At 60.6% G+C, this 10,660-nt stretch carries 7 protein-coding genes and 3 pseudogenes; 5 read left to right on the forward strand and 5 right to left on the reverse strand.

What is annotated here, in order from left to right; all coding sequences use genetic code 11:
- Nucleotides 1-224: 224 nt before the first annotated feature.
- The 4 genes and pseudogenes from AO064_RS04935 to AO064_RS04945 all read right to left on the reverse strand — a co-directional run bounded on the left by AO064_RS04935 (nucleotide 225) and on the right by AO064_RS04945 (nucleotide 4,111).
- Nucleotides 225-1,046, reverse strand: a complete 822-nt coding sequence (locus AO064_RS04935) for a DeoR/GlpR family DNA-binding transcription regulator (protein ID WP_064052604.1) — start codon at nucleotides 1,044-1,046, stop codon at nucleotides 225-227.
- Between the two features lie 85 nt (nucleotides 1,047-1,131).
- Nucleotides 1,132-1,668 (reverse strand): annotated as a pseudogene (locus AO064_RS31695) (methyl-accepting chemotaxis protein); the annotation flags it as partial.
- Nucleotides 1,669-1,995: 327 nt separating this feature from the next.
- Nucleotides 1,996-3,075, reverse strand: a pseudogene (locus AO064_RS31700) (cache domain-containing protein); the annotation flags it as partial.
- Nucleotides 3,076-3,220: 145 nt separating this feature from the next.
- A complete protein-coding gene (locus AO064_RS04945) occupies nucleotides 3,221-4,111 on the reverse strand; it encodes a bestrophin family protein (protein ID WP_064052605.1) in 891 nt (296 codons plus the stop codon).
- Between the two features lie 262 nt (nucleotides 4,112-4,373).
- Here AO064_RS04945 and AO064_RS04950 point away from each other — a divergent pair, with 262 nt between their 5' ends.
- From AO064_RS04950 to AO064_RS04960, 3 genes are read left to right on the forward strand one after another with little or no spacing between them, the layout of a single operon-like run.
- Nucleotides 4,374-5,252 carry a hypothetical protein gene (locus AO064_RS04950; RefSeq protein ID WP_244159490.1) on the forward strand — a complete coding sequence of 293 codons (879 nt, stop codon included), beginning with the start codon at nucleotides 4,374-4,376 and terminating at the stop codon, nucleotides 5,250-5,252.
- Nucleotides 5,237-6,283, forward strand: coding sequence for a GGDEF domain-containing protein (locus tag AO064_RS04955; protein ID WP_064052607.1), 1,047 nt, complete (start codon nucleotides 5,237-5,239; stop codon nucleotides 6,281-6,283). Before AO064_RS04950 ends, AO064_RS04955 begins: the two co-directional genes overlap by 16 nt.
- Nucleotides 6,280-6,738: a metallophosphoesterase family protein gene (locus AO064_RS04960; protein ID WP_064052608.1), complete on the forward strand. Its 459-nt coding sequence runs from the start codon at nucleotides 6,280-6,282 to the stop codon at nucleotides 6,736-6,738. Before AO064_RS04955 ends, AO064_RS04960 begins: the two co-directional genes overlap by 4 nt.
- Before the next feature lie 8 nt (nucleotides 6,739-6,746).
- On the opposite strand, the gene AO064_RS04965 is transcribed toward AO064_RS04960, so the two are convergent.
- Nucleotides 6,747-7,058 (reverse strand): ArsR/SmtB family transcription factor, encoded by a 312-nt coding sequence (locus AO064_RS04965; RefSeq protein WP_064052609.1) that lies wholly within the window; start codon nucleotides 7,056-7,058, stop codon nucleotides 6,747-6,749.
- Between the two features lie 78 nt (nucleotides 7,059-7,136).
- On the opposite strand from AO064_RS04965, the gene AO064_RS04970 reads away from it, so the two are divergent.
- Nucleotides 7,137-8,228 (forward strand): NADH:flavin oxidoreductase/NADH oxidase, encoded by a 1,092-nt coding sequence (locus AO064_RS04970; RefSeq protein ID WP_064052610.1) that lies wholly within the window; start codon nucleotides 7,137-7,139, stop codon nucleotides 8,226-8,228.
- 217 nt (nucleotides 8,229-8,445) lie between these two features.
- Nucleotides 8,446-10,561, forward strand: a pseudogene (locus AO064_RS04975) (TonB-dependent siderophore receptor).
- The last annotated feature ends 99 nt before the right edge of the window (nucleotides 10,562-10,660 follow it).

The raw sequence follows: 10,660 nt of genomic DNA on the forward strand, positions 1-10,660 counted from the left end.
ATCAGCCAACACACCTGCCAACCCTGCCACCGCCATCGAAGCCTCGCTAAAGCTCGACATCTCCCACAGGGGACCAGCGGTGACCCACTTCCCACCTGCCAACCGAACTCAAATGTGGGAGGGGGCTTGCCCCCGATAGCTGTGTGTCAGCCAACACACCTGCCAACCCTGCCGCCGCCATCGAAGCCTCGCTAACGCTCGACCTCTCCCACAAAGGAAGGGCATCACGCCGGCAACGGATCACTTGGCAGCATCAATTCAATCCCGCGCTTGCGGATGCCATCCGCCGCCGCCGGCGCCAGGCCGTCGTCGCTGATGATCACGTCGAACGGTTCCAGCCCGGTGATGCGGTACATGCTGAAGGTGCCGTACTTGGAACTGCTCGCCACCAGTACGACCTGGGACGCCGATTGCATTGCCACTTGCTTGACCTCGACTTTCAGCGCCGAGGGCGTGGTGATGCCTCGGTGCAAATCCCAGGAGCTGGTGGACACAAAGGCGATGTCCGTGACTACCTGGCGCAAGGTCGCCACCGCCAGCCCGCCGACGGAAGAGTGGTTGTCATGGTCCAGTTGGCCGCCGGTGTGGATCACCGTGACCTGCGTCGCATCCATCAAGGCCTGTACGATCCCGAAGTCGTTGGTGACCACCGTCATCCCCGACAGCGCCTTGATGTAAGGGACGATCTCCAAGGTGCTGGTGCCGGCATCCAGGTACACCGTCATGTCCGCGTGCAGCAACCGCGCGGCCAGTCGTGCCATCGCCTGCTTTTGCGGCAATTCCACCACGGCTTTGGATTGATGGCTGGGCTCGCTGTGCAGCTGGCTGGCGATCCTGACCCCTCCGGTGACGGAGTACGCCCGGCCTTCCTGCTCCAGCAGTGCAATATCACGGCGCACGGTCATGTGCGAGCAGTCGAACATCTCCATCAACTGGTGCACGCTCATCACCTGATGCTTGCGCAACTGCCGCAGGATTTGTTCGCGACGCTGCTCGGGGATCATCGGGGTGCTGCTGTCGGCGGCCGTGTCCTTGGGGGTGGGCATTAAGGCTCCAAAGGTAAGGTGCGGGGGAGTGCGTGGCTATAGTAGCCAATACACGCCCCCGCAAGCGACCCCGGTGTGACGGCGGTTAGAACTTGAACCGCCCCACCAACCCCTTGAGCTGACCCGAAATATCCGTCAACCGACCTGACCCGGTCTGCGCCGAGTGGGCGAATTCTTCAACCAATTGCGCATCGGCATGGATCTGCGCGATGTGCCGGTTGATCTCTTCGGCCACTTGGTGTTGTTCCTCGGCGGCCGTGGCGATCTGGGTATTCTGGTCGCGGATCGAGTCCACCGAGCCACGGATCTTGTCGAAGCTGTCGCGGGCCTGCTGGATGCGTTCCACGCTGGTGTGGGACACCTGCAGGCTGCCTTGCATCTGCTGCGTGACTTCCTGGGTGCGGCGGGCGAGGTTGCCGAGCAGGCTGTCGATTTCACCGGTGGAGTCGGCGGTGCGGCGCGCCAGGGCGCGGACTTCGTCGGCGACCACGGCGAAGCCTCGGCCCTGGTCACCGGCGCGCGCGGCTTCAATGGCGGCGTTGAGCGCCAGCAGGTTGGTCTGTTCGGCAATCGAACGGATGGTGTCGAGGATGGTGTTGATGTTTTTGCTGTCCTGCTCCAGCAGCTGCATGGTCTGGGTCGACTTCTGCAGGTCCTCGCTGAGCTTGAGCACGCTGCCGGTGGCTTCACCGATGTGCTGCTGGCCGTCGTGCACGTCGCGGTAGCCTTCGTCGGCACTGGTGGCGGCGGCGCTGCAGGAACGGGCGACTTCGTTGGCGGTGGCCACCATTTCGTTGAACGCGGTGCTGACCAGCTCCACCGCTTCACGCTGGCGGCCGGCGGCCTGGTTCATGTTGTGGGCGACTTCGCTGGTGTCGGCGGCGGCGGTTTGCAGGTCGGAAGAGGCGTTGCCGATGCGCTGCACCAGCTGCGCGATCATGCTCAGGAACTGGTTGAACCAGCCGGCCAGGCTGGCGGTTTCGTCCTTGCCTTGCACCTTGAGTTGGCGCGTCAGGTCGCCTTCGCCTTCGGCGATTTCTTGCAGGCCGTCGGCCACGCCGCGAATCGGGCGCACGATGACGCTGGCAAAACTGGCGCCGACGATCGCGAACACCAACGCCAATACCGCTGCGATGGCCGCGATCAACCAGGTCAGGCGGGTGGCGCCGGCCATCACTTCGTCGCGCTTGATCAGGCCGATAAACCGCCAGCCGAGGTCCTTGGAACTGACCATGTTGGCCATGTAGGCCACGCCATCAATGTCGATCTGGCTCACGCCGTCGCCGCGCTTGGCCAGTTCGGCGTAGTTGGGACCCAGGTCGGCCAGGGGCTTGAAGTTGTGCTTGGCATCGCTGGGGTCGACCAGCACGTTGCCGTTGCCTTCCACCAGCATCAGGTAGCCGCTGTCGCCCAGCTTGATGTTGCGCACCAGCTCGGTGAGCTGCTTGAGCGACACGTCCAGGCCAACCACGCCGAGGATATTCCCGCTGCCGTCGGCGACGGTGTGTACGGTGCCGATCAGCGTCACATCGTCCGGCGCCCAGTAGTAGGCGCCGGTGCGCACGGTTTTACCCGGCGCGGCGATGGCCGCCTGATACCAGGGGCGTACGCGCGGGTCGTAGTTGTTCAGTTTGGTGTCATCAGGCCAGCTGGCATAACCGCCGTCGGCGAGGCCCAACGACAAGTAGGCGGTGCTCGGGTGGCTTTTGGCGAACTGGTCGAAAATCGCCAGCAGGTCTTTGTTGGTCTGGGTCAGGGGGATTTGCGCGGCGTCGGCGCCGGCGTAACTCTTGAGGTCCTTGGCCGCGACAACGCGCGGGTCCTTGGCGACGAAGTCGACGTTCTGGCTGATGCCGTCGAAGAACTGCTTCATGCCATTGTCGATCTGACGGATTTCGCGGCCGCTGCTGTCGAGGAAATTGGCCACAGCCCCCTCGCGCACATTCAGTACAACTAACACAGCGACCAAAATAACCGGGACGCACGCGATGGCGGCAAACGCCCAGGTCAGCTTTTGCTTGATATTCATGACTTCACCCGCGGGTATTTATATTTTTGGCAAGGAGAAAACAGTGGTGTCGAGCGTCGCATGTGTTGTTGTGAGGGGGATATGGCCCATGCGTACCCCCTGTATATCGACCGCGGGGGCAAGCACTTGAGGGCCGAGGGCAGGTTTAACCGATGCGCTCGCCACCGAGAGCGTCACGCTGCATCGACTGCAGGTTTTTCTCGATGGTTTCGCAGATGGTTTCCATCTGGATCTGGTGTTCGCTGGAGCTGAACGGGCTTTGCAGGTCGGTGCCGATGCGTTCGATGGCGAGCAGCATAAAACCGACCACCGTCGATGCCAGCGGGGTAAACCAACCCAGGGATTCCACCAGGCCCACCGGCACGATCAGGCAGAACAGCGAGATAAACAGCCGTGGGAAGTACACGTAAGGGTAGGGCAGTGGCGTGTTGGCGATGCGCTCCATGCCGCCCTGGGCGTTGGACAGATCCACCAGGGTCGACTCCAGCCGTGCCAGGCGAATGCTGTCCAGGTGCCCGGCCTTGTATTCCTTGGCCAGCAACGCCGCCGAGCCGGTGAGTATGTCATTGGCAAAGTTATTGGTGGCACCGTTGCGCGCAAATTCCTCGGCGGGGATAAATGCCCGCACTTCTTCGGGGCATGGCTCGCCTTTAAGGTGGGCGGCCAGGCAATTCACGTAGGCCACGTGGCGGCGCAGCAGGGTGGCCTTGACCGGGTTCACTTCACCGTCGGGGTCGTCCAGCAGGGTCAGTACCTGGCGGGCAAAGCTGCGCGAGTTGTTGACCATCGCACCCCACAGGGTACGGGCTTCCCACCAGCGGTTATAGGCGCTGCTGTTACGGAAACTGATCAGCACCACCAGCGCCGAACCCAGCAGGGTGAGCGGCATCAGCGGCAGATTGATCTTGGCGGTGAGAAACAGCATGAAGTCCACGGTGACGGCGACGTCCCACAGCAACAGCCAGAACAGCGCCCAGCCCACGTAGCCCATGGTCTTGATGATCAAACGGTATTTTTTGATGATGGCGGCTTTCAAACGAGGCCCTCGCGGCGAGCAGTAAGCAACAGTGCCTTAGCTCGGACGTCGGCTTGCGGGGAAGGTTCGCTGCGGCGACTGAAACGGTTAAGCCATCGAGGTCTTTTTGGAACAAATTTGGTAGCGACGGTGTCCTCTGCGCTAATCACGATAGATTGCGCTCAAGGCAAAACGCCATTATCGGTGCTGCAATTGAGATCAGTGAATCCAAGTTGTTTGATCAGGGCTCTTTCTCATGTGCAGTGGTTCGTTGAAGTTGGCGATGGAACAGTCGGCGCGGGCGTTTGAGCGTCATGTGGATTTTGAAGCGTGTATTCGTTCCCATTATTCGATTTTGTTGGAGTCCTATTCAAAAAGACCGTTTTTCTATAAGACCGCACTCAAGTTCAGTCGCTTGATGGTGTCCTTTACCTTATTGAGCACGTATTTCTCCAAGTCCGTTCCCTTACTGTCCGAGGTGAAAGCGTTTTGTCTGGCGCGCGGCTTCTGTTCCAGAAACAGCCTGGAGTCGATCTTCCTGCTGTTCAGGGCGCTGGGGTTCATGACAGTGTCCAGGCATCCGGATGACAGCCGTTTGCGGGTATTCAGCCCGTCATCCCAAGCCTGCGAGGAGATCCGGCGGATGCTCACCTCCGTGGTCGAGCCGCTGGGTGTGATGTGCTCGGGAACGGCGGTGTGCGGGTCAATGGGCGGATTGGATGATCGTGCCTATCTGGCACGTTATTTCAAAGGGTTTTCGGTCCTTCTCTCCCATAACGTGACCATCGACCTGTTGATGCCTGATTGTTATTGGCTGGTAAAACGCGATGCCGGGCATATGTTGATGCTGGCGATCTATAACGATGCGTGTGCGCTCGATAATCAAGGGGCAAGTTTCAGGTCTTCGTCCTACCTTTCCATCGCTGAGCAACTCTCGGTGTCCAAGACCCACGTTATTCGTCTGGTTCAAGAGGGGGCCGACCGAGGCTATTTCAAGATTCATTCCAAGACATTGCTTGAAGTCCTGCCACCTTTTATGGTGTTGGTCAGGCGGTTTATGGCTTACTCGTTTGCGACCTGCCTCCACAGTCTTCAACTGAGTCATGCCGATAGCACACCGGCCACTCATGCACAGGGAGTGACGGGATGCCGGCTAATGTGAAGCTCAGGCCACGGATGCAAAGACTGTTGTCGCCCGCGATCGCCAAGGCTGAGCTGATCGGGATTTTCGCCTGGCTGGCGGTGTTGCTGGTGGACCGCTGGGCGATGTTTGGCTGGCCGGTCGCGCTGGTCACGATCGGGCTGTGCGGGGTGTATGGGGTTCACCGAGTGGTGACTCATTATGTGCTGTGGCGGGCGCTGGGTGTGGCCTACATGGTGCTGCTGTCTGCGGGTTTTGCCTATGTGGTTCACGTCCATCCCGCGCTGCAGGTGTTTGCCTTGCCGCTGGCCGTGACCTTGGTGCTGAGCAGTGCAATCCTGTTTATCGTGGTTCAGGATTTTCTGGTCTGCGCCGCCTTGGTCTGGTTACTGACGTGGCCCAGCATTCAGATGAGCCTTTACGAAGGCGTCGATATCTACGTGTTTATCTTTTGTGCCGCGTCGGTGGCGATCGGCTTTGTCTTGAATGTCTACTACCTGAAGAACCTGCGTTCGGTGTTAATGGTGGAGAGTGAGTTTCGGGAGTTGGCCGAGACCGATTACTTGACCTCCATCCTGAACCGGCGGGCCTTTATGGAGAGCTTCGCCAAACTGATTGCGGCCGGTGATACCGGCTACTTCATGATGCTGGATATCGACAGTTTCAAATTAAAGAATGACCAGTTCGGTCATGACGTCGGCGACAGGATTCTTCGCGCCATGGCCGCGTGCCTTAAATCCACCCCAGGCAGCCACAGTTTCGGCAGGATTGGCGGCGAAGAATTCGGGGTGCTGCTGGTGGGCAATGACCCTGGTCTCGCCACCGATTACGCGCTGCGCCTGCTGCAAGCGATTCGCAGCAGTGTCGCGCCGCCCCATGACTACACCTGCAGTGCGGGCATGACGCATTTTACGCTCGGGGCCGATATGTCGGCGGTTCTCAAGCGTGCCGACCGCAACCTCTACACCGCCAAGGGCAACGGCAAGGACCGTGTGTACCTAGATGGCGCGCGGGTGTCTCACGGTTCGATTTCCACCCCGGAGGCCCTATGAAAGTTGGCGTGATTTCCGATACCCATGGCCTGCTGCGACCTGAAGCGGTCGCAGCTTTGCAGGGATGTGAGCAGATCATTCATGCCGGCGATATCGGCAGCCCTGAGATTCTTCAGCAATTGGCGCAGATCGCGCCGCTGCACGTGGTGCGCGGCAACAATGACCAGGACGCGCCGTGGGCAGAGCAGGTGCCCGACCATCTGCTGCTGCATGTGGACGGATGGCGGACGTTGGTGGTGCATGACATCGCCGACGTACCCGCCTTACTCGACACGTCTACTCGGCTGGTGATTACCGGCCATTCGCACAAGCCCCTGATCGAATGGCGCGGCGCAACGCTGTATGTGAACCCCGGCAGTGCAGGGCGGCGGCGCTTCAAGTTGCCGGTGACGTTGGTGGTGCTGGAGGTGCAGGCGCTGACGATCGAGTCGCGGCTGGTCGCGCTGCTGGACTGAGCCGGGTTCTATTGTTGCACCAGGATGCTCTGCAACAACCCCGGAAACCGTTCCTCAAGCACATCGCCGCGCAATGAATTCATATGGGTAGTGCCCACGCTGCGGGTGTGTACCAGGCCGGCATCGCGCAGGACCCGGAAGTGGTGGGACATGCTGGACTTGGGCCGCCCGCCATCCAGTTCGCCGCAGGTGGCTTCGGGCACACCGGCCAGGCAACGCACGATTTCCAGGCGCACCGGGTCACTCAGGGCGTACAGCAGACGCTCGAGGGTCAGGTCTTCAAGGGGAGGGTGTTTAAAGGCTCGCATGAAACGAATCATAACAGGGGGGTATCATCGAATACCATAGTTCGATTACCATCGAACTATCGAATCATCCACTCGCTCCCGGAGTTCTCAATGTCCGCTTTGTTCGAACCGTTCAAACTCAAAGACGTCACCCTGCGCAATCGCATCGCCATACCGCCAATGTGCCAATACATGGCGGATGACGGCATCGTCAACGACTGGCACCTCGTGCACCTGGCCAGTATGGCGCGTGGCGGCGCCGGTTTGCTGGTGGTTGAAGCCACCGCTGTAGCGCCCGAGGGGCGTATCACCCCAGGTTGCGCCGGTCTCTGGAGCGACGCCCACGCCGAAGCGTTCGTGCCCATGGTCAAGGCCATCAAGGCCGCCGGTTCGGTACCAGGCATCCAGATCGGTCACGCCGGTCGCAAAGCCAGCGCCAACCGCCCGTGGGAAGGGGACGACCATATGCCTGCCTCCGACGCGCGCAGCTGGGAAACCATCGCGCCGTCGGCCATCGCCTTTGGTGCCAACCTGCCGCAAGTGCCACGCGCCATGACCCTGGACGACATCGCTCGGGTCAAGCAGGACTTCGTCGACGCCGCCCGCCGTGCCCGTGACGCCGGCTTCGAGTGGATCGAACTGCACTTCGCCCACGGTTACCTGGGCCAGAGCTTCTTCTCCGAGCACTCCAACCAGCGCACCGACGCCTACGGTGGCAGCTTCGACAACCGCAGCCGTTTCCTCCTGGAAACCCTGGCCGCCGTGCGTGAAGTCTGGCCGGAAAACCTGCCACTCACCGCGCGTTTCGGCGTGATCGAATACGACGGCCGTGACGAGCAGACCCTCACCGAATCCATCGAACTGGCCCGCAACTTCAAGGCTGGCGGTCTGGACCTGCTGAGCGTCAGCGTCGGCTTCACCATTCCCGACACCAATATCCCGTGGGGCCCGGCCTTCATGGGCCCGATCGCCGAGCGCGTGCGCCGCGAAGCGGGCATCCCGGTGACCTCGGCCTGGGGCTTTGGCACACCGCAACTGGCAGAAGGCGCATTGCAGGCTGGGCATCTGGACCTGGTCTCGGTCGGTCGTGCGCACCTGGCTGACCCGCATTGGGCGTACTTTGCGGCCAAGGAACTGGGCGTGGAGAAATCCTCCTGGACCTTGCCTGCGCCATACGCCCATTGGCTGGAGCGCTATCGCTGATCGGATCCTGACGTCGTATAGAAATCCAACTGTGGGAGGGGGTAAGCCCCCTCCCACATTGAGTTCGCATCAAACTTGCTGCTTATCGATACAAAGCTGTTACCTGAAAAATAGTGAATGAGAATAGATGTCAAACGCGAATGGATTGGTATACCATCCCCGCGAATTTTTGGCAGGTTTGCCGCCCCTTCTGGCTCATTCACTAGGTTCAACATCCATGCGTCGTACCTTGATTTCCCTCTGTGTGCTTCAGGCGTTTTCGCCTTTTACTTGGGCTGAGGTTGTCCCTGCAGACAAAGCCAGTCTTGAGCTGCAAGCCACCAATGTCACGGGCGAGGCGGACTACGAGACGGCCCAAGGGCCGGTCAAGGGCTACCACGCCACACGTTCAGCCAGTGCGACGCGCACCGACACCTCCATTCATGAAACCCCGCAGTCCATCACCGTAGTGTCCAAGGCCGTGGTCGACGACATCGGCGCCACTCGCCTGCAGGACGCGCTGGATTACGCCGGCGGTGTCGGGCGTGCGAACAACTTTGGCGGCCAGGGGCTGACCACGTTCACCGTGCGCGGCTTTACCACCGGCGAGTTCTACCGCAACGGTTTCCCGATCAACCGCGGTTACCCGAACATGCCGGACGCCAACACCATCGAGCGCCTGGAAGTGCTGCGCGGCCCGGCGACCATGCTCTACGGCCGTGGTGATCCGGGCGGCACCTTCAACGTGGTGTCCAAGCAACCGCTGGCCGAACCCACCGTCACCCTCGGCAGCCAGTTGGATGACCAGGGCATGCAGCGCGCCACGCTTGACGCATCGGGCCCACTGGACGAGCAAGGTCGCCTGGCCTATCGCCTGAACGTGGTGGGTGAGGGCGGCGATACCTTCCGTGATCATGTCGAGACCGAGCGCTACGGCGTGACCCCGGTCATCACCTGGCAAGCCACCGACGACACCAAGGTGATCTTCGAAGGCGACTTCATGCGTAACAACCACCCGTTGGACCGTGGTTTGACGCGGTATCCGAACCAAAAAGGTACGCCTTCGCGCGACACTTTCTGGGGGGATAAAGATGTCGGTAAATTGCACAACGACAACAACATGGCTCAGTTGCGTTTCGAACATATGCTCAACGACAACTGGACCTTGGGCGGCGGTATGCAATGGTTGGATGGCACGCTGCAAGGCAACGCTATTGAGGCCAATGGTACGACCAGCCTCAACGCTGATGGCCGAACGCTGCAACGCAACTTCAATTACCGCAAGCTGGAGTGGACCGACAAGGACTACCAGCTCAACTTGACCGGGCACTTCTCTACCGGCGGTTTTGATCACACGCTGCTGACCGGCATCGAGTACGAGGACTACGACTACAAGTCGATCATCCAACGTTCCAGCGCTGCCGTGGGTACTTACCCGATTGATATCTTCGACCCGGTCTACGGCCAGGCGCGTCCACCGCTGACCCGCACGCCGACACATGACAAGGAAAACCTCAAAACCTACGCGGCGTTTGTCCAAGACCAAGTGGCACTGACCGAGCGTTTGAAAGTGTTGGCCGGTGCGCGTTTCGAACGGTTTGAGCACGATTACGAGAGTTACGTGCCAGGCACTAAAAGCTGGCAAGCCGCTGATAACGCCGTCACCCCACGCGTCGGTGTGATCTACGACCTCACTGACACCGTCGCGGTTTACGCCGACGCCGCGCGCTCGTTCAAGCCCAACACCGGCGCCAGCCGCCAGGGCGGCGGTTTTGCGCCGGAAAAAGGCAAATCCTACGAGATGGGCGTCAAGTGGGAAGCCCTGGATCGCCAGTTGAGCGTCGACGCTGCGATCTACCAGATCGAGAAGAAAAACGTGCTCACCACCGACCCCCAGGACTCGGCCTTCAGCGTCGCCGCCGGCCAGGTGCGCAGCCGAGGTTTCGACCTGAACGTGACGGGCAATATCACCCCCGAGTGGCGCGTGATCGGCGGCTATGCCTATGTGGACGCCGAAGTCACCAAGGACAACACCCTGCGCACCGGCACCCGTTTGCTGAACATCCCGCGCAACAGCTTCAGCTTGCTTAACGTCTACGAATTCCAGGACGGCGCCCTCAAAGGCCTGGGCCTGGGGGCGGGCGGCAAATACGTGGATGAGCGCGCCGGGCAGACGTCCAACACCGCGTTCTCGATGGACGCCTACACCGTGGTGGACTTGCTCAGCTACTACAAGGTCAACGACAAAGTGCGCNCTGTTCAATCGCGAGTATGAAGAAGGCGCGTTCGGCAACGTCTACGCCTACCCAGGCGAGCCGCGCACCGTGCAGGTCGGGATCGCCTACACGCTGTAACGGCGTACACCGCTTCAATGTGGGAGGGGGCTTGAACTGGTCAAGTAATCTTGGACACTGATTACGGTTCACGCCGCCAACCTTTCCTTCACGACCGGC

This window comes from Pseudomonas marginalis, assembly GCF_001645105.1.
GTDB lineage: Bacteria > Pseudomonadota > Gammaproteobacteria > Pseudomonadales > Pseudomonadaceae > Aquipseudomonas > Aquipseudomonas petroselini.

Excerpts from the sequence above, each read along its gene's own strand:
- AO064_RS04935 (WP_064052604.1), bottom strand. The coding sequence starts at position 1,046 with ATGCCCACCCCCAAGGACACGGCCGCCGACAGCAGCACCCCGATGATC.
- AO064_RS04950 (WP_244159490.1), top strand. The coding sequence starts at position 4,374 with ATGGAACAGTCGGCGCGGGCGTTTGAGCGTCATGTGGATTTTGAAGCG.
- AO064_RS04955 (WP_064052607.1), top strand. The coding sequence starts at position 5,237 with ATGCCGGCTAATGTGAAGCTCAGGCCACGGATGCAAAGACTGTTGTCG.
- AO064_RS04960 (WP_064052608.1), top strand. The coding sequence starts at position 6,280 with ATGAAAGTTGGCGTGATTTCCGATACCCATGGCCTGCTGCGACCTGAA.
- AO064_RS04965 (WP_064052609.1), bottom strand. The coding sequence starts at position 7,058 with ATGATTCGTTTCATGCGAGCCTTTAAACACCCTCCCCTTGAAGACCTG.
- AO064_RS04970 (WP_064052610.1), top strand. The coding sequence starts at position 7,137 with ATGTCCGCTTTGTTCGAACCGTTCAAACTCAAAGACGTCACCCTGCGC.